General features: G+C 72.0%; 14 protein-coding genes. 4 read left to right on the forward strand and 10 right to left on the reverse strand.

The genetic code is table 11. The features are described 5' to 3' along the window. The first annotated feature begins 54 nt into the window (after nucleotides 1-54). Together F9C41_RS29945 and F9C41_RS29950 are read left to right on the forward strand one after the other, a co-directional pair. Nucleotides 55-1,197, forward strand: a complete 1,143-nt coding sequence (locus tag F9C41_RS29945; RefSeq protein WP_155390159.1) for a PQQ-dependent sugar dehydrogenase — start codon at nucleotides 55-57, stop codon at nucleotides 1,195-1,197. 108 nt (nucleotides 1,198-1,305) lie between these two features. Beyond that, nucleotides 1,306-2,805 (forward strand): metallophosphoesterase family protein, encoded by a 1,500-nt coding sequence (locus F9C41_RS29950; protein WP_230690121.1) that lies wholly within the window; start codon nucleotides 1,306-1,308, stop codon nucleotides 2,803-2,805. Nucleotides 2,806-2,947: 142 nt separating this feature from the next. On the opposite strand, the gene gatB is transcribed toward F9C41_RS29950, so the two are convergent. Further along, nucleotides 2,948-4,444 carry an Asp-tRNA(Asn)/Glu-tRNA(Gln) amidotransferase subunit GatB gene (gene gatB, locus F9C41_RS29955; protein ID WP_155390160.1) on the reverse strand — a complete coding sequence of 499 codons (1,497 nt, stop codon included), beginning with the start codon at nucleotides 4,442-4,444 and terminating at the stop codon, nucleotides 2,948-2,950. A gap of 316 nt (nucleotides 4,445-4,760) precedes the next feature. Here gatB and F9C41_RS29960 point away from each other — a divergent pair, with 316 nt between their 5' ends. Beyond that, nucleotides 4,761-5,429 (forward strand): MIP/aquaporin family protein, encoded by a 669-nt coding sequence (locus F9C41_RS29960; RefSeq protein ID WP_196280014.1) that lies wholly within the window; start codon nucleotides 4,761-4,763, stop codon nucleotides 5,427-5,429. Between the two features lie 83 nt (nucleotides 5,430-5,512). Here F9C41_RS29960 and gatA read toward each other — a convergent pair whose 3' ends face one another. The 7 genes from gatA to F9C41_RS29995 all read right to left on the reverse strand — a co-directional run bounded on the left by gatA (nucleotide 5,513) and on the right by F9C41_RS29995 (nucleotide 14,639). Then, complete coding sequence (gene gatA / locus F9C41_RS29965; protein ID WP_155390162.1) at nucleotides 5,513-6,988, reverse strand: Asp-tRNA(Asn)/Glu-tRNA(Gln) amidotransferase subunit GatA; 1,476 nt, start codon at nucleotides 6,986-6,988, stop codon at nucleotides 5,513-5,515. 5 nt (nucleotides 6,989-6,993) lie between these two features. Then, a complete protein-coding gene (gene gatC / locus F9C41_RS29970; protein ID WP_155390163.1) occupies nucleotides 6,994-7,293 on the reverse strand; it encodes an Asp-tRNA(Asn)/Glu-tRNA(Gln) amidotransferase subunit GatC in 300 nt (99 codons plus the stop codon). A 118-nt stretch (nucleotides 7,294-7,411) separates the two neighbouring features. Further along, the gene (locus F9C41_RS29975; RefSeq protein WP_230690122.1) at nucleotides 7,412-9,457 is read right to left on the reverse strand and encodes a putative bifunctional diguanylate cyclase/phosphodiesterase; all 2,046 of its coding nucleotides are present in this window, start codon (nucleotides 9,455-9,457) and stop codon (nucleotides 7,412-7,414) included. Nucleotides 9,458-9,682: 225 nt separating this feature from the next. After that, nucleotides 9,683-10,633, reverse strand: a complete 951-nt coding sequence (locus F9C41_RS29980; RefSeq protein WP_230690123.1) for a GNAT family N-acetyltransferase — start codon at nucleotides 10,631-10,633, stop codon at nucleotides 9,683-9,685. A 24-nt stretch (nucleotides 10,634-10,657) separates the two neighbouring features. Beyond that, entirely contained in the window at nucleotides 10,658-12,799 is a 2,142-nt protein-coding gene (gene ligA, locus F9C41_RS29985; protein ID WP_155390164.1) for an NAD-dependent DNA ligase LigA, read from the reverse strand. A 68-nt stretch (nucleotides 12,800-12,867) separates the two neighbouring features. Then, on the reverse strand, nucleotides 12,868-13,872 hold the full coding sequence (locus F9C41_RS29990; RefSeq protein WP_155390165.1) for an ADP-ribosylglycohydrolase family protein: 1,005 nt from the start codon (nucleotides 13,870-13,872) through the stop codon (nucleotides 12,868-12,870). A 68-nt stretch (nucleotides 13,873-13,940) separates the two neighbouring features. Continuing rightward, entirely contained in the window at nucleotides 13,941-14,639 is a 699-nt protein-coding gene (locus F9C41_RS29995; protein WP_155390166.1) for an SDR family oxidoreductase, read from the reverse strand. A 111-nt stretch (nucleotides 14,640-14,750) separates the two neighbouring features. On the opposite strand from F9C41_RS29995, the gene F9C41_RS30000 reads away from it, so the two are divergent. After that, nucleotides 14,751-15,425, forward strand: a complete 675-nt coding sequence (locus F9C41_RS30000; RefSeq protein WP_155390167.1) for a winged helix-turn-helix transcriptional regulator — start codon at nucleotides 14,751-14,753, stop codon at nucleotides 15,423-15,425. A gap of 72 nt (nucleotides 15,426-15,497) precedes the next feature. Here F9C41_RS30000 and F9C41_RS30005 read toward each other — a convergent pair whose 3' ends face one another. Continuing rightward, nucleotides 15,498-16,538, reverse strand: coding sequence for a methionine synthase (locus F9C41_RS30005; RefSeq protein WP_155390168.1), 1,041 nt, complete (start codon nucleotides 16,536-16,538; stop codon nucleotides 15,498-15,500). 169 nt (nucleotides 16,539-16,707) lie between these two features. Then, nucleotides 16,708-17,787 carry a tRNA 2-thiouridine(34) synthase MnmA gene (gene mnmA / locus F9C41_RS30010; protein WP_196280015.1) on the reverse strand — a complete coding sequence of 360 codons (1,080 nt, stop codon included), beginning with the start codon at nucleotides 17,785-17,787 and terminating at the stop codon, nucleotides 16,708-16,710. Nucleotides 17,788-17,868 lie beyond the last annotated feature (81 nt).

Genomic DNA, 17,868 nt, shown 5'->3' on the forward strand with positions numbered 1-17,868 from the left:
TTGAGAGAAATGAGGCAGTAGTTGAGCACAGCGCAACGAGTTAGGCTCGACCGCATGTCTTCGCGCCGGGCACGGAACGGGATCATCGCGGCATTGACCGCGTTCGCTTTCACCGCAGGGTGCAGCAAGGAGCCCGAAACGGTCGCCACCCAGGCGCCGACGCTGCCGGCCGCCCCGTCGTCGGCCGCTCCGTCGCCTGCGGCGGCGACCTTCAGCCCGCGTACCGCCGAGGTGAAGACCCTGGCCACCGGCCTGCGCGCGCCGTGGGGTGTCGCGTTTTTGCCCGACGGCGGCGCGCTGGTGACCGAGCGCGACTCCCGGCGGATCGTGCAGGTCGGTCCCGGCTCGTCCGGCGGCAGGCTCACCGTCACCGAGGTCGGCACCATCCACGAAGCGGACGCCAACAGCGAGGGCGGCCTGCTCGGCATCGCCGTCTCGCCGCAGTACGCGCAGGACAAGACGGTGTTCCTGTACTACACCTCGAACAAGGACAACCGCATCGCACGCTGGAAGCTCGGCGGCCGGCCGCAGCCGATCGTCACCGGCATCCCGGTCTCGGGCATCCACAACGGCGGGCGGCTGGCCTTCGGGCCGGACGGCTTCCTCTACGCGACCACCGGCGACGCCTCGACCGTGGGGAACTCGCAGAACCTGAAGAGTCTGGGCGGGAAGATCCTGCGGATGACACCGGACGGCAAACCCGCGCCGGGCAACCCGTTCGGGACGCTGGTCTGGTCCTACGGCCACCGCAACGTGCAGGGCATCGCCTGGGACTCCGGCGGCCACCTGTGGGCGACCGAGTTCGGCCAGAACACCTGGGACGAGGTCAACCGGATCGAGCCGGGCAAGAACTACGGCTGGCCCAAGGTCGAGGGCGCGACCGGCCAGGCGCCGTACGTCGACCCGGTGGTGGCCTGGTCGACCGCCGAGGCGTCGTGCTCGGGCGCGGCGATGACCGGGGACGTCCTGGTCGCCGCCTGCCTGCGTGGCGAGCGCCTGTGGCTGGTGCCGGTGCGGGCCGACGGCACCATGCGAGCCGCGCCGGCGGCAGCGCTGGTCGGTGAGTACGGCCGCCTGCGCGACGCGCACACCGCCCCGGACGGCTCGGTGTGGGTGCTCACCAGCAACCACGACGGCCGGGGTAAACCCGTCGCGGCCGATGATCGAATTCTGGCTGTCACGCTCGCTCCCGCGTGACAGCCGGGGCATGATGGGGCGATGACTCGGTTGCCGAGGTGGGCACGGCCGCTGGGACGCGACATGGGGGACGGGTCGGGCGACGATTCGCGCCCGCGTGGACGCGCCATGCTGGCGGCCGTGTACGGCCGGGTGCCGTGGCGACGGCTGGGCTCGGCGTTCGGCCTGGTGGTCGTGTCGCTGACCGGGCTCGCGCTCGGCCTCTACCTGGCCGCCGCCACCAGCGTGGACGTAGGCCCGTTCCGCTCGACGATGGCGCTCACCCCGTCGCTGTACGGCGACACCGAGGTGGTCCTGCCGCCGCTGGGTTCGCTGCAACTGGACAGCCACGACGGCCCGGCGCGGCTGATGGTCCGGCTGGACGCGCTCGACCGCACCCGCACCGAGGCGCTGATCACCGATCCCGCGGGCATCACCACGGCCAGCCGCACCGCCGTCGACGACGTACGCGCCGGGGTCACCCGGCTGGTGCTGCGCGCCACCGCGGTCGCGGTGCTCGGCGCGATGCTGCTGGCCGCGCTCGTGTACCGGCGGATGCGCCGGGTCGCCTGGGCGGGCGGACTCGCGCTGACGATCATGCTGGGCGCGTTCGGTTCGGCGTTCGGCACGTTCAACCCGGGCGCGCTGCGTGAACCGCGGTACGAGGGCCTGCTGGCCAATGCGCCGTCGGTGCTGGGCAACGCGCAGCGCATCGCCGACCGGTACGACGAGTACGCCGCGCAGCTGCAGAAGCTGGTGAGCAACGTCGGCAGCCTCTACGCCACGGTGCAGAACCTGCCGGTGTACTCCCCCGAGGACAACACCCTGCGCGTGCTGCACGTCTCCGACCTGCACCTGAACCCCGCGGCGTGGGGCGTGATCCGCACCGTGGTGGACAACTTCCACATCGACGTCGTGGTCGACACCGGCGACATCACCGACTGGGGCAGCGAGCCCGAGAAGGCGTTCGTGGCGTCGATCTCGCTGCTGAAGGTGCCGTACGTCTTCGTGCGCGGCAACCACGACTCGGCCGTGACCCAGGCCGCGGTCGCCGCCCAGCCCAACGCGGTCGTGCTGGACAACCGGGTGGTGCGGGTGGCCGGGCTGAGCATCGGCGGGATCGGCGACCCGCGCTTCACCCCGGACAAGGGGGCGGAGCCGGCCGGCTCGGGCGAGTCCAAGCAGACCGTGGAGCGGGTCCTCGACGTCGGCGACCAGCTCGCGGACACCATCGCCAAGCAGCGCGACCGGGTCGTCGACCTGGCGCTGGTGCACGACCCGCTGTCGGCGGGGCCGCTGGCCGGATACGCCCCGGTGGTGCTGGCCGGGCACCGGCACCACCGCGAGGTCGGCAAGCTCGGCGACGACAAGACCATGCTCATGGTGCAGGGTTCGACCGGCGGGGCCGGGCTGCGCGGGCTGGAGGGCGAGACGCCGACGCCGCTGACGATGTCGGTGCTCTACTTCGACGACAACCGGGCGCTGATGGCGTACGACGACATCACCGTCGGCGGCACCGGCCTGGCCGAGGTCGCCCTGTCCCGCCACGTCGTCGACGACACCCCACCGGACCAGGCAGCCGCCCCGGGCACGTCACCCCGCCCGACCCCCAGCCGCACCACCCGCTGACGGCCCGCCCCGGCTTCCTGCCGCTCCCACGACCCGCCCTACATAGACATTGGCCTATCTGGATGACAAATTCGCGATCGAAGTCATCCAGATAGGCCAACGTATATGTAAAGCGGGTCCGGGCAGAGGCCCGGCGGGTCGGTCAGCCCGCCAGGCGGGCGAGGACCAGTTCGCGGACGGTCTTGGCGTCGGCCTGGCCCTTGGTGGTCTTCATGACCGCACCGATGAGGACGCCCGCCGCGGCCTGGTTGCCGCCTCGGATCTTCTCGGCGACCGCGGGGTTGGCGGCGATGGCCTCGTCGATGGCGGCGGTCAGCGCGCCGGTGTCGGAGACGACCTCCAGGCCGCGGGCGGCCATGATCTGCTCCGGGTCGCCCTCGCCGGCCAGCACGCCCTCCAGCACCTGGCGGGCCAGCTTGTCGGTCAGCTTGCCCGACGCGACCAGCACCTGCAGCTTCGCGACCTGCTCGGGCGTGGCGCCCACGGCCTCCAGCTCGACGCCCTCGGCGTTGGCGCGGCGCGACAGCTCGCCCAGCCACCACTTGCGGGCCGCCTCCGGCGACGCGCCCGCGGCGACGGTGCGCTCGATCAGCTCGACCGCACCGGCGTTGAGGATCGACTGCATGTCCAGGTCGGACAGGCCCCAATCGGTCTTCAGCCGGGCGCGGTGCTCGCGGGGCAGCTCCGGCAGCGCGGCCTTGAGCTGCTCCACCCACGCCGGCTCGGGCGCGAGCGGCACCAGGTCGGGCTCGGGGAAGTAGCGGTAGTCGGTCGCGGTCTCCTTGGAGCGGCCCGACGTGGTGTCGCCGGTGTCCTCGTGGAAGTGCCGGGTCTCCTGCGTGATGGTGCCGCCGCCGTCGAGCACCATGGCCTGGCGCAGCATCTCCGTACGCACCGAACGCTCGACGCTGCGCAGCGAGTTGACGTTCTTGGTCTCGGTGCGGGTGCCCCACTCCGCGCCGGGCAGGTTCAGCGAGGTGTTCACGTCGCAGCGCATCGAGCCCTGCTCCATGCGCACGTCGGAGACGCCCAGGGTGCGGATGACGTCACGCAGCTCGGCGACGTACGCCTTGGCGATCTCGGGGGCGCGCGCGCCGAGGCCGGGCACCGGCTTGGTGACGATCTCGACGAGCGGGATGCCGGCCCGGTTGTAGTCGACCAGCGACTCGGTCGCGCCGTGGATGCGCCCGGTGGCGCCGCCGACGTGCAGCGTCTTGCCGGTGTCCTCCTCCAGGTGCACACGCTCGATGCCGATGCGCACGGTCTCGCCGTCGATCTCGACGTCGAGGTAGCCGTCGGTGCACAGCGGCTCGTCGTACTGGCTGATCTGGAAGTTCTTCGGCATGTCCGGGTAGAAGTAGTTCTTCCGGGCGAAGCGGCACCAGGTGGCGATCGAGCAGTTCAGCGCGAGCCCGATGCGGATGGTCGCCTCGATCGCGGCGCGGTTGGCGACCGGGAGGCTGCCGGGCAGGCCCAGGCAGACGGGGCACACCTGGGTGTTGGGCTCGCCGCCGAAGTCGGTCGGGCAGCCGCAGAACATCTTGGTGACCGTGCCCAGCTCGACGTGGGTCTCCAGGCCGATGACCGGCTCGTAGCGGGAGACGACGTCGTCGTAGGTGGGCAGCACGTTGGTGCTCATCTGCTCGCTCCAGGCTTGGCGTGGGCGTGCGAGACGCCGCCGGACAAAACAACCACCAGCCTAGTAGCCCGCCCGGCCCCGCTCACACCGGGTTATCCGCCCCTCCACGCATCGATCATGACAGAACGAGTGGCGTACGTCACAACATGAGCCGATCGGGTGAGCCCTCATTCATTCATTCGTCGCTGTGCGCTGATCACCGCCGCCGTGATCCTGAATGCACCCTGAGAACGGGTCGCGCACCGGCCGGTCACCCCTGTCCGGCCAGCCGGTTTCCGCGTCGCGTTCTTTCCCTCATCGATGCACAGGGAGGTGCATGATGGGTTCCGCAACGCTGTCCCGCCTCACCGCCGAGGCGCTCGGCACCGCAGTACTGGTCTTCTTCGGTGTCGGCGCGCTGATCGTCGGCGGCGGTCCGCTGCTGGCGGGCGCGGTCGGCCTGATGATCGCCGCGGCCGCCGCCGCGTGGATCTTCGGCGGCCACTTCAATCCCTGGCTCACCCTCGCCGCCGCGGTCCGCGGCAGCGTGGACTGGGTCGGCGGCGCTGCGATCATCGCCGCGCAGCTGGTCGGCGGCTTCGTCGGCGGCCTGCTCATGTGGCTGTGCTACGGCGAGAACGGCGTGTCCGCCGGGCTCGGCGCGAACCGCCTGTCCGAGGCGGCGAGCTCCGGCAAGGGCCTGATCGCGGCGATCGTCGCCGAGGCGCTGGCCGTGTTCGTCATCGCCTGCGTCATGTTCGCGGTCGGCGACGGCGAGCGCTCGGGCATCAGCCTCGGCCTGGCGTACGCCGGTGGCACGCTGGCCATCGCGGCGGTCACCAGCGCGTCGCTCAACTTCGCCCGCACCTTCGGGCCGGAACTGGCGCTGACCATCGCCGGCGGGGCCAGCGACTGGTCGGACATCTGGGTGTTCGCCGTCTCCGGCGCCATCGGCGCGGTCCTCGCGGGCCTGCTCTACCCCCGGTTGAAGGGGGCCGCCTCCTGACCCCGGCTCATCCGCTCCTCAGGCGCTGAGACGACGGCGTCCCCCTCCCCGGGCGGGGAGGGGGACGCCGTATCGCGTGACCGTCAGAGCGCGGGCGGGGTGAAGGTGCCCACCGTCGACTCGACCGCGGCGGCGATCCGGTACATCCGGTCGTCGGCCATGGTCGGGGCCATGATCTGCAGGCCCACCGGCAGCCCCTCGGACAGGCCGACCGGCACCGAGATGGCCGGGCCGCCGTACAGGTTCGTCGGGATCGTGTACAGGTCCGCCAGGTACATCTGGTACGGGTCGGCGGTGCGCGCGCCCAGTTCGAACGCGGTGAACGGGGTGGTCGGCGAGACCAGCACGTCGACCTTCTCGAACGCGGACGTGAAGTCGCGCGTGATCAGGGTGCGCACCTTCTGCGCCTGGCCGTAGTAGGCGTCGTAGTAACCCGACGACAGCGCATACGTGCCGATGATGATGCGGCGCTTGACCTCGTCGCCGAAGCCCGCCTCGCGGGTCATCGACATGACGTCCTCGAGCGAGTTGCGGCCGTCGTCGCCGACGCGCAGGCCGAAGCGCACCGAGTCGAAGCGGGCCAGGTTCGACGAGCACTCGCTCGGCGCGATCAGGTAGTACGCGGGCAGCGCGTACTGGAAGTGCGGGCAGGAGATCTCGACGACCTCGGCGCCCAGCTTGGTCAGCGCCTCGACGGTGTCGCGGAAGACGGCCATCACGCCGGGCTCCGCGCCCTCGCCGGAGAACTCCTTGACCAGGCCGACCCGCACGCCGGTGAGGTCGCCGGTCGCGCCCTGCCGGGCCGCGGCGACGACGTCGGGCACGGGCAGCGGGATGGAGGTGGAGTCACGCGGGTCGTGCCCGGCGATCACCTGGTGCAGCAGCGCGGTGTCGAGCACGGTGCGCGCGACGGGGCCGGGCGTGTCCAGCGACGAGGAGAACGCGATCAGGCCGTATCGGGAGGTGCCGCCGTAGGTCGGCTTCGCGCCGACGGTGCCGGTGACCGCGCCGGGCTGGCGGATCGAGCCGCCGGTGTCGGTGCCGATCGCGAGCGGGGCCTCGTACCCGGCGACCGCCGCCGCCGAGCCGCCCCCGGAGCCGCCCGGGATGCGGGTCAGGTCCCACGGGTTGTACGTCGGGCCGTAGGCCGAGTACTCCGTGGAGGAGCCCATCGCGAACTCGTCCATGTTCGTCTTGCCGAGCATGACCATGCCCGCGTCGCGGATGCGGGTCATCACCGTCGCGTCGTACGGCGGCCGCCAGCCCTCGAGGATCTTCGAGGCGGCCGTGGTGGGGATGCCCTTGGTCGCGATGACATCCTTGATCGCGATCGGCACGCCGGCCAGCGGGCCGAGCTTGCCCCCCGCGGCGCGCTGGGCGTCGACGGCCCGCGCGGCCTCGACCGCGCCCGCGTCGTCGACGTGCAGGAAGGCGTGCACCCGGCCGTCGACCTCGGCGATGCGGTCGAGGTGGGCGCGGGTCACCTCCTCCGCGGAGACGTCGCCGGCGGCGATCTTCGCGCCCAGCTCGGCCGCGGTCAGCTTGATCAGATCACTCATCGGGGTCACTCCTCATCCGCAAGGATCTGGGGGACGCGGAACCGGTCCTCGGCGGTGTCCGGCGCGCCCGACAGTGCCTCTGCACGGGTCAGGCCGGGCACGACGACGTCCTCGCGCAGCACGTTGACCAGCGGCACCGAGTGCGACGTGGGCGGGATGTCATCCGCGGCGACCTCACCGACCCGCGCCACCGACTGCAGGATCACATCCAGCTGCCCGGCGAAGCGGTCCAGCTCCTGTTCGGTGACGGCGAGCCGCGACAGGCGCGCGAGATGCGCGACCTCTTCGCGGGAGATGGCGGCCATGACTGCCCCCTACACGTAGCGGCGAACTCGGACAGCGCGAAGGGTGGCACACGCTCCGCGCCCGTAGCGAGTCTATTTGTCACCGCAGGTGCGGTTCGCAGCGCCCCTGGCCCCGAGCTCAGGCGCTGCGGGCGGGCAGGGTGGTGCGCGACAGCCAGTCGGCCAGCTCGTCGGGCGGCAGCGGGCGGGCGTAGAACCAGCCCTGGGCCACCTCGCACCCGGCGGACTGGAGCAGGCGCCAGGCCCGCTCGTCCTCCACGCCCTCGGCGACCACGCGCAGTCCGAGCGCCCCGGCCAGCTCGATGATCGACCGTACGATCACCAGGTCGTCCGGGTCGTCGGCCATGGCCATCACGAACGAGCGGTCGATCTTCACCTCGGACAGCGGCAGCCGGCGCAGGTGCTGCAGCGACGAATACCCGGTGCCGAAGTCGTCCAGCGCGATGCCGACACCGAGCAGCTGCAGCCGGGTCAGCGTGGCCAGCACCCGGTGCGGGTCGGCCATCAGCGCGCTCTCGGTGATCTCCAGCTGCAGCTGGTACGGCTGGACGCCGTACCGCTGGAGCAGCTCCTCGATCTGCTCGACGATCGCGCCGGTGTGCAGGTCGCGCACGCTGACGTTGACCGCCATCCGCACCTGCATGCCCGACGCGGACCACTTGGCGAGCTGGATCACCGCCTCCTCCACCACCCACCGCGTCAGCAGGCGCATCACCGAGCTGGGCTCGGCCACCCGGATCAGCTCGTCCGGGCTGACCGGGCCGCGGGTCGGGTGCTGCCAGCGCAGCAGCGCCTCCACGCCGACCACCTCACCGGTCGTGATCTCGACCTGGGGCTGGTAGAACAGCCGCAGTCCGCCCCGGTCCGGCCGGCTGAGCATGGTGCGCAGGTCGGCGAGCAGGCTCAGCCGCTGCGGGGAGTTCTGGTCGGCGTCGGGGTCGTACACGGCGACGCCGTCGCCGTCGTGCTTGGCCGTGTACATGGCGACGTCGGCATGGCGCAGCAGGGTGGCGAAGTTGGTGCCGTGGTCGGGGTAGACGGCGATGCCGATCGAGCCGCCCACGTCGAGCGGCAGCCCGTCCAGCACGACCGGGGCGGTCAGCGCCTGCTCGATCTGCTCGGCCAGCTCCCGTGCCTGGTCAGCGTTGTCGAGGCGCTTCGCCACGACGGCGAACTCGTCCCCGCCCAGTCGCGCGACCAGATCGCCGGGGCGCACCAGCCGGTCCAGCCGGTCGCCGACCGCGATCAGCAGCCGGTCCCCCACCTCGTGCCCCAGTGAGTCGTTGACGTGCTTGAACCGGTCCAGGTCGAGCAGCAGCAGGCCGAAGCGGCTGCGCGGGTCGCCCTGCACGGCGCGCTGGGCGTGGCCGGCGACCGCGGCGGACACCTCGCCGATCAGCGCCTTGCGGTTGGCCAGGCCGGTGAGGGTGTCGATGTTGGCCAGGTGGTTCTGCTCGGCGGTGATGATGGACAGCCGCCGCACCGCCAGCAGCGGCAGGATCAGCGCCAGCACCAGCTCCGGCGCGACCTCGGTCTGCGCGGCGATGACCGGGCCCAGCATGAGCAGCGCGCCGGTGCTCAGCGCCTCGTTGGCCAGCGGGCCCATGATGATCGGCAGCAGCGAGCCGCCGTCGCGCAGCCAGATCGCCGTCGCCGTGGTCAGGTACTTCACCGCGAACCACACCGCGGCCGAGGCGGCCAGCGCGGGCAGTCCGGGCGGGGCGTCGCCGCTGAGCAGGTGCAGCACCGCGTAGGCGAACCCGAAGGCCAGCGTGTACTGGCCGAGGTTGAACACGGCCCGCCACAGCGCGTGCCGCAGCCGCAGCGAGGCGACCGCCACCGCCAGCCCCTGCACCACCACGGCGGCCGCGAGACCGGAGTCGATCATTATGGCGAACGTGAAACAGATCGACGGATAGATAGCCGACGTGTTCCACCGGCCGGGCAGCGTCACCGGCAGGGCGTCGCCCGCGACGGCGAGCCCGGCCAGCACCCAGAAGCCGAGGGTGACATGTTCCATGACCTTCGGCAGTTCCGTGAGGTCACGCAGAGTGATGGCAGCTGCTGCCACGGTGATGGCGATGACGTACACACCGAAATTACGCCGCCGCTCCGCGGGCACGCGATTGCGATGTGCCTGCAGTGCTTGGGGTGTGGCCGCCATGGACACCTTCCCGAGGCCGATTGACGCGCGACCGCGCCGCCCGCCGATCGCGGCTGGTCACTTCACTCTAAGCCCGAAAACGCCCCAGACCACTCTGCGCGTTCGCGTGTGACGAAGATGTGATTGTTTGACCCTTTCCTCCGTTACTCCACGTAAGACCCATGCGACCTTGCGTATATCTCCATCCGCCACTGCCCCGCGCCCGGCAGACCTGCCGCCGACGAGCTACTGCAGCACCACGCGGATCGCGGTGTTGCGGTACCCGGCGCGGGCGAACGCCGCGGCCATCGGCCGGTTGCCCAGGTCGGTGTCGGCCCCGATCTCCTGCGCGCCCTGCTCCGCGAGCAGCGCCGTCGCCTCGGCCAGCAGGTCGTCGGCGTAACCGCGGCCGCGCTGCGCGGGCACCACGGCGAGGTAGCCGATCACCGCGCGGGCGGGATTGCGGGCTGGCACGACCAGGCCGACCAGGTCGCCGTCCGGGGTGTACGCGGCCCGCCACCACTCGCGTGGCGACGGCAGTTCGGCCAGGTCGGTGAGCATGATGCGGGCGGCTTCGGCGAGGCCGTGCCGGGCGGCGTCGCGGGCGCTGTGGCCGTCGAGCGTGCCCTCGATCGAGGCCCGGATGATCGCCAGTGCCTGCTCGTCGCCGACCTCGCGATACACCAGCCGGGTCGAGCGCGCCGGCACCCGGTCCGCGGGAGTCCAGGTGTAGTTGAACCGCTCGATGAACGGCTCGTACCCGGCGGCGGCCGCGACGGCCAGCCGATCCTCGGCGGCCTCCCGGATGCCCTCGGTGTCCCGCCAGCCCGGCGGCAGGAACAGGTGGTACTCGGGACGTGCGCCCTCGGCGGTGTGCATCTCGAGCAGCGCCGCGGCGAGCAGCGCCGCGGCGACCTCCCGGCGGTCGGGCCCGGCCCCCGGCTCCAGCCAGTCGAGACTGTACGGGCTCGCCGACTCCGGGAAGCCCCAGAAGGCGCAGCGCGCGACCGTGTGCCCGGCGCGGCGTGCCACCCAGCTCCACTCCGGACGGTACTGGCCATCGGCGAGCAGCTCGGACCAGGCCCGGCGGGACTCCACGCCCACGCCGGGCACCGGCTGATGCGGGTAGGCGAGGAACAGGTGCTCCTCGCCGGCACGCAGCGAGCGGAATTCGAGATCGTTCAGCTTCGTCGTCATCGGTGCCGACGCTAGATCATCCGTCTACCCGTTTTCGCGGTTCGCGTCGGCGTACGCCTTCGCGGCCTCCGGGCCCTGTTCCAGCAGCACCGCCAAGCCCGGCTCGTCTAGGGTCGGCACACCCAGCGAGCGGGCCTTGTCCAGCTTGGACCCGGCGTTCTCGCCGACCACCACGAAGTTGGTCTTCTTCGACACCGAGCCGGCCACCTTCGCCCCGAGCGCGGTCAGCGCGTCGCCCGCGTCGTCGCGGCTGTAGTTCTCCAGCGTGCCGGTGACCACGACGGTCAGGCCGTCCAGCGGCTTCGGACCGGTGTCGGCGACCGGCTCCTGGTCCATGCGTACGCCTGCGGCACGCCACTTCGCGACCACCTCGCGGTGCCAGTCCTCGGCGAACCACTCGCGGACCGCCTCGGCGATGGTCCCGCCGACGTCCTCGACCACCGACATCTGCTCCAGCGACGCGGACGCGATCGCGTCGAGCGCGTTGAAGTGGTTGGCCAGCGCGCGGGCCGCCGTCGGGCCGGTGTGCCGGATCGACAGCGAGGTCAGCACCCGGAAGAGCTCCTTCTGCTTGGCCAGTTCCAGGTTGGCCAGCAGCTTGCCCGCGTTCGTCGACAGCGTGCCGTCCTTCTTCAGGAAGAACGGCGACTTCGCCAGCTGCGTCTCGTCGAGGGTGAACAGGTCACCCTCGTCGGCCAGCACGCCGTCGGTGACCATCGCCCAGGCGGCCTTCTCGCCCATGCCCTCGATGTCGAAGCCGTCCCGGCCGCCGATGTAGATGATCCGCTGGGCGACCTGGGCCTTGCAGTAACGGGCGTTCGGGCAGCGCAGGTCGACGTCGGCCTCCTTGGCCGGGGCGAGCTTGGTGCCGCACGACGGGCAGGTCGGCGGCATGGTCCAGACCGTCTCGCTGCCATCGCGCAGCGCCTCGACCGGGCCCAGCACCTCGGGGATCACGTCACCCGCGCGCCGGAGCACCACGGTGTCGCCGATCAGCACGCCCTTGCGGACGACCTCCTGCTGGTTGTGCAGGGTGGCGCTGGCGACGGTCACGCCGCCGACGAACACCGGCTCCAGCACCGCGTACGGCGTGACGCGGCCGGTGCGGCCCACGTTCACCTCGATGTCGAGGAGCTTGGTGTTGACCTCCTCGGGCGGGTACTTGAACGCGATCGCCCAGCGCGGCGCGCGGCTGGTCGCGCCGAGCTTGGTCTGCTCGGCGACGTCGTCGACCTTGACCACCACGCCGTCGATGTCGTGCTCGAGATCGTGCCGGTGCGCGGCGTAGTTCGCGATGTAGGCCTTCACCTCGTCGAGCGAGTCGACCACCCGCCAGCGCTCACTGGTCGGCAGGCCCCACGCCTTGAGCTGTGCGTACGCGTCGGACTGGCTGGTCGGCTCGAAGCCGGTGCGGGCGCCGATGCCGTGCACGATCAGGTGCAGGGCGCGCTTGGCGGTGATCGACGGGTCCTTCTGCCGCAGCGAGCCGGAGGCGGCGTTGCGCGGGTTGACGTAGGTGCGCTCGCCCGCCGCGGTCTGCGCCGCGTTGAGGTCGGCGAAGGCCTGCGCCGGGAAGTAGATCTCGCCGCGGACCTCGACCAGGTCCGGCGGGTCGTCCCCGGCCAGCCTGTGCGGGATGCCCGCGATGCGGCGCACGTTGGCGGTGACGTCCTCGCCGGTGCGCCCGTCGCCGCGGGTCGCGCCGCGGGTCAGCCGGCCCTTCTCGTACGTGAGGTTGACCGCGAGGCCGTCGATCTTCAGCTCGCACAGGTAGCGCACCGGCGCGCCCGCGTCCTTCTCGACCCGCACCGCCCAGGCGGCGAGCTGGTCGTCGTTGAAGGCGTTGTCGAGGCTGAGCATGCGCTCCGCGTGGTCGACGCTGGCGAAACCGGCCCACTCCCCGGCCCCCACCCGCTGCGTCGGCGAGTCCTGCGAGACCAGCTCGGGAGACTCCAGCTCCAGCCCCTCGAGCTCGTGCATCAGCTCGTCGTAGGCCGCATCCGACAGCGTCGGCGCGTCGTCGACGTAGTAGCGGTGCTGCGCGTCATTGATCTTGGCCACGAGCTCGGCGTACCGCGTCCGGACCTTGTCGGTTACCTCACTGGTCACCCGTGCACGGTAACCGCAACCACCGACACCGCGGACCGCGCCCTGCGGACCGCCCATGATCTGTTTTCGTGGACGCTGGACGCCGCTCCAGCAGCACCGGGCGTCCACAAAAACAGATCATGGCGTCAGTCCCAGGCGGCCCCGAGCGCGGCGAGCTGGTCGGCGTACTCGATGCGCTCGGCCCAATCGGCCGGCCAGGCCGCCATGCCCGCGGCTGCGCCGTGGAACGCGCCCGCCAGGCAGGCGATCGAGTCGGAGTCGCCGTTGGTGGCCGCCGCCCGGCCGAGCGTGGCCACCGGGTCGTCGATGTGGCGCAACGCCGCCAGCAGCGCCGTGGCCAGCGCCTGCTCCGCGATCCAGCCCTCCCCGGTCTCCAGGCAGACGTCACCGCCGGAATCCGGCCGGGCCAGCGCCGCGAGCAGCAGGTCCAGCGCGTCCGCGCACTCGTCCCAGCCCCGCGCGACGAACTCCTCCGGCGTCAGCACGCCCGGTCGCTGCCACAGGTCGCCGAGCCAGTCCTCGCGGTAGACGGTGCGCTGGCCGGCGCAGCGGTCCCGCAGCGCGCCCGGCACGTCGGCCAGGTCGAGGCCGTCGCGCAGCAGGCGTACCGCGAACGCGGTCAGCTCGGCGGCGGCCAGCCCGGTCGGGTGCCCGTGGGTCAGCCCCGCCTGCAACTGCGCCACCCCGGCCAGGGTGTCCAGGTCGTACCCGGCGATCAGGCCGACCGGGGTGACCCGCATGTTCGCCCCGCAGCCCTTCGACCCGGCCACGGTCGCCTCCTGCCAGCGCAGCCCCTGCGACAGGTTCGCGCAGGCGTTCAGGCAGGTCATCCCGGGAGCGCGGTTGTTGTCCGGGCTCTGTGCCCAGGCCAGGAAGCGCCCGCGCAGCAGCGGTTCGAGCACCGCCGGGGTCGGCTCGGCGGCGTCGTGCAGCGCCCAGGCCACCGCGAGGCCCATCTGCGTGTCGTCCGTGACGAGCGCGGGTTCGGGCAGGTCCCGCGGCCCGCCCGGCCCGTGCTGCGCCGTTATCTCGGCGTACTTGCGGAACTCGGTCGGCTTGCCCAGCGCGTCGCCGTACGCCAACCCGAAGAGCGACCCGCTGGCCGCGTCCATCACCGTCACCTGTGGCATCCTGCCACCCGGACGCCACTCACCGGACGGGTCGGGCGGCCACCGGAGCGGCCACCCGGGCCCGTAGGTCAGGCGACGGCCGGGTACAGGTTGCGCAGGTCGCCGGAGAGGCCGGACTTGACCTGGCGGCTGACGTCGTCGGCCAGCACCTCGGGCAGCCCCTCCTCCACCGCGTCGAGGACCTGCGCCACCACGTGCTCGGGCGCGACCTTCGGACCGTCGACGTGCGCGGCCATGTCGGTGTCGATGTAGCCGATGTGCACCCCGGTGACCAGGGTGCCCTGGTCGTGCAGCTTCAGGCGCAGCGCGTTGGTGGCTGCCCAGGCGGCGGACTTCGACGCCGAGTAGCCCGCAGTGTTGGGCAGCGCCAGCCAGGACAGCGCGGAGAGCACGTTGACGATCGCGCCGCCGCCGTTGGCGGCCAGGATCGGCGCGAACTCGCGGGACACCCGTACCGTGCCGAAGTAGTTGGTGTCCATCTCCCGGCGCAGCGCCTCGTCGCCGTCCAGGATGCCCGCCCCGGTCGTGATGCCGGCATTGTTGATCAGCAGTTGCACGTCGCCGGCCTGCTTCGCGGCGGCCGCGACCGAAGCGGGGTCGGTGACGTCGAGCTGGAGCGCGACGACCCGCGGGTCGGTGATCGACGCGGCGACGCGCGCCGTCGCGTACACCTTCGACGCGCCGCGAGCCAGCAACTCCTCGGTGAACGCCTTGCCGAGGCCGCGGTTGGCACCGGTCACGAGAGCCACAGAACCATTGATCTTCATGCTTGCCTCCTGGTGGAACGGGTTTCACCAGCGACACTATATTAAAAGTATAGCGCTCGCCTTGAGATACGAATCATATAGCTGTGGCCATGCGAAAGGTATCCTCGAGCCATGCCCAAGCGTTTGTACGGCCAGCTGTGCCCGATCGCGCGCTCGCTCGACGTGCTCGGTGAGAGATGGACCCTTCTCATCGTGCGCGAGCTGCTGCTCGGGCCGAGGCGGTTCAAGGAACTCCTGACGCTGCTGCCCGCGATGGGCACCAACCGCCTGGCCGAGCGCCTCCAACTGCTGGAGCGCAGCGGGGTCGTGGTCCGGCGCGCGTTGCCGGCCGCCTCGGACGTGCGGGCCTACGAGCTGACCGCGTACGGGGAGCGCCTGCGCCCGCTGCTGATCGAGCTCGCGACCTGGGGCAACGAGTTGCCGATCGACGACGAGATCGACCCCGGCACCGCCCGGGCCGAGCTGATCGCGCTCTACCTCGCCGAGCAGTGCCCGCCGCAGGCCGGGCGCGGGCGGCCCGAGACGTACCGGTTCCAGGTCGGCGACGAGGTCTTCCACGTCACCGTTGACGACGCCGGTGTGCACGCCCGGTCCGGGCCCGGTCCGGTCGCCGCCGACCTCGTGGTGACCTGCGACCTGACCACCTTCGACGCGCTGACCCGTGGCGAGTTCGGCCCCGCCGAGGCCGTCGCGTCCGGCGTGCTCACCGCCGACGGCGACAGCGGCGCACTCACCCGCGCCTTCGAGATCCTGCGCTACCGGACCCCGGCAGCCACCGCGGCCTGAACCGCGCACACCATGCACCACAGGCGCCTTGGCGCCCGATGCGCCACCAGCGCCTCACCGAGGTCGGCAGGCCTACTGCTCCACCAGGCGCTTACCGGCTTCACGGCAGGCCTTCAGCACGGCCTGGGCGTATGCGGGCGTCGCCCCGGCCAGGCCGCACGACGGCGTCATCACCACCCGCTGCGCCAACAGCTCTTCGGCGAACCCGAGGTCCCGCCACAGCCGCTTGACGCGGTCGGCCAGCGCCCCTGCGTCGGGCTGCCGCCCGCTCGCCGCGGGCGTCGTGCGTGCCACACCGGCGAACAGGCCCACCCCGGCGTCGATCAGCTCGCCGATCGCGTCGAGCTTCTCCGCGCCGACGCCGACCAGGTCCAAGTCCAGTGCGAGCGCGGACGCCCCCGCGTCACGCAGCAGCGCCAGGGGTGCGTCGGGTGCGCAGCAGTGCACGATCACCGGCACGCCGACCGCGTCGATGATCGAGGTGAGCGTGTCCCGGACGGTCGCCGGGGCCACCGAACGGTAGGTGTGCAGGGTGCTGGCGGTGCGCACCCGCCCGACCAGCACCGCGGGCAGCGACGGCTCGTCGAGCTGGAGCAGCACCTGCGCGCCCGGCACCCGCCGCCGTACGTCCGCGACGTGCGTCTTGAGCCCTTCGGCGAGCGATTCGGCCAGGTCACGGGTCGCGCCGTGGTCGGACACCAGCGCCTCGCCCAGGGCCAATTCGATGTTGGCGGCCAGCGTCCACGGCCCGGCCGACTGCACCTTCAGCGTCCCCGTGAAGCCTTCAGCCTGCTCGGTGAGCTGGTCGAGGTCGCGCTCGCGCAGGTCGTACGCCCGGCGGAGCTCCCGGCCCGGACTGGCGGCGACCCGCCACCGGCCCGCGTAGATCTCCACCGGCAGCTCGACCAGCAGCCCGGCGCTGCGGCCGATCATGTCCGCGCCGGGGCCGCGCGCCGGCAGTTCCGGCAGGTAGGGCAGGTCCGGCAGCTCGCCGAGGGTGAACTTGACCGCCTCGGCGATGTCCGTGCCCGGCAGCGAGCCGATGCCCGTCGCCGACCCGGCGGGCCACAGCGGCTCGGCGGGGGTGGTGCCGTTCTCGTCCGGCGTGCTCATGGTGTGGCCTCGTTCTGCTGGCGGGGACAACCCGGTGCGGCCGCTCCGCGGCGCGGAGCAGGCAGGTGGGGCGGCACGCACGTCGCCCGGACGTGGTGATCCGCGGTGGAGGCGGCGCGACGGACACCGTGCCGACTTCTCGGCAGGACGCGGCCGGGACCGCGCGCGGTCATGACGCGGCGGTGATGGTGGCGCTGCCCAGCACGATGTCACCGGCCGGGTCCGGCCGGTAGGCGACGACGGCCTGGCCTGCTGCGATGCCGCGCTCGGGACGGCGCAGGCGCGCGCTCATCGCGGACCCGCCCAGCTCGACGACGGCGGGCGCGGGGCGGCCGTGCGCCCGCAGCTGCACCTCGCACTCGATCGGGCCGACCGGCGGCTCGCCCGCGATCCAGACCGTGCGCGTGCCGTCGACCTGCGAGACCTCCAGCGCCTCGGCCGGGCCGACGGTGACCGTGTTGGTGACCGGCGTGATCGACAGGACGTAGCGCGGGCGGCCGTCCGGCGCGGGCCGGCCCAGCGCCAGCCCCTTGCGCTGGCCCACCGTGTACGCGAACGCGCCGTCGTGCTTGCCCAGCACCTCGCCGGTGCCCGCGTCGACGATGTCGCCCGGCTCGCTGCCCAGGTGCTTGCGCAGGAAGCCCTGGGTGTCGCCGTCGGCGATGAAGCAGATGTCGTGCGAGTCGGGCTTGTCGGCGACGGCCAGGCCGCGGGCGTGCGCCTCGGCGCGCACCTGCTCCTTGGTCGAGTCGCCCAGCGGGAACATCGAGTGGCGCAGCTGCTCGGCGTTCAGCACCGCCAGCACGTACGACTGGTCCTTGGCGAGGTCGACGCTGCGGCGCAGCAGCCCGTCGGCGCCCAGCCGCGCGTGGTGGCCGGTGACCACCGCGTCGAAGCCCAGGGCCAGCGCCCGGTCGAGCACCGCCGCGAACTTGATCTTCTCGTTGCAGCGCAGGCACGGGTTCGGTGTGCGTCCCGCGGCGTACTCGGCGACGAAGTCCTCGATCACGTCCTCGTGGAAGCGCTCGGCCATGTCCCACACGTAGAAGGGGATCCCGAGCACGTCCGCCGCCCGCCGCGCGTCGTGCGCGTCCTCCTTGGTGCAGCACCCCCGCGCCCCGGTCCGGTGCGTCGCCGCATTTTTCGACAGCGCCAGATGCACCCCGGTGACATCGTGCCCGGTCGCCACGGCCCGAGCAGCCGCCACCGCCGAATCCACTCCACCAGACATCGCCGCCAGCACTCGCACGCCCGACAGCCTACCCGCCCGCCCACCCCACCCCGTTGATCATGAACTTATGGCACGGGTCACCGGAGTGTCATCGCCACA

Origin of the sequence: Catellatospora paridis, assembly GCF_009720365.1 — a bacterium.
In the GTDB taxonomy this organism is placed as follows: Bacteria; Actinomycetota; Actinomycetes; order Mycobacteriales; family Micromonosporaceae; genus Catellatospora; species Catellatospora paridis.

Bases quoted from the DNA above. Each gene is read 5' to 3' on its own strand.
- F9C41_RS29975 (WP_230690122.1), bottom strand. From the start codon at position 9,457: ATGGCGGCCACACCCCAAGCACTGCAGGCACATCGCAATCGCGTGCCC.
- gatA (WP_155390162.1), bottom strand. From the start codon at position 6,988: ATGAGTGATCTGATCAAGCTGACCGCGGCCGAGCTGGGCGCGAAGATC.
- F9C41_RS29945 (WP_155390159.1), top strand. From the start codon at position 55: ATGTCTTCGCGCCGGGCACGGAACGGGATCATCGCGGCATTGACCGCG.
- ligA (WP_155390164.1), bottom strand. From the start codon at position 12,799: ATGGGCGGTCCGCAGGGCGCGGTCCGCGGTGTCGGTGGTTGCGGTTAC.
- F9C41_RS29950 (WP_230690121.1), top strand. From the start codon at position 1,306: ATGCTGGCGGCCGTGTACGGCCGGGTGCCGTGGCGACGGCTGGGCTCG.
- F9C41_RS30000 (WP_155390167.1), top strand. From the start codon at position 14,751: ATGCCCAAGCGTTTGTACGGCCAGCTGTGCCCGATCGCGCGCTCGCTC.
- F9C41_RS29990 (WP_155390165.1), bottom strand. From the start codon at position 13,872: ATGCCACAGGTGACGGTGATGGACGCGGCCAGCGGGTCGCTCTTCGGG.
- gatB (WP_155390160.1), bottom strand. From the start codon at position 4,444: ATGAGCACCAACGTGCTGCCCACCTACGACGACGTCGTCTCCCGCTAC.
- F9C41_RS29995 (WP_155390166.1), bottom strand. From the start codon at position 14,639: ATGAAGATCAATGGTTCTGTGGCTCTCGTGACCGGTGCCAACCGCGGC.
- F9C41_RS29960 (WP_196280014.1), top strand. From the start codon at position 4,761: ATGATGGGTTCCGCAACGCTGTCCCGCCTCACCGCCGAGGCGCTCGGC.
- gatC (WP_155390163.1), bottom strand. From the start codon at position 7,293: ATGGCCGCCATCTCCCGCGAAGAGGTCGCGCATCTCGCGCGCCTGTCG.
- F9C41_RS29980 (WP_230690123.1), bottom strand. From the start codon at position 10,633: ATGACGACGAAGCTGAACGATCTCGAATTCCGCTCGCTGCGTGCCGGC.
- F9C41_RS30005 (WP_155390168.1), bottom strand. From the start codon at position 16,538: ATGAGCACGCCGGACGAGAACGGCACCACCCCCGCCGAGCCGCTGTGG.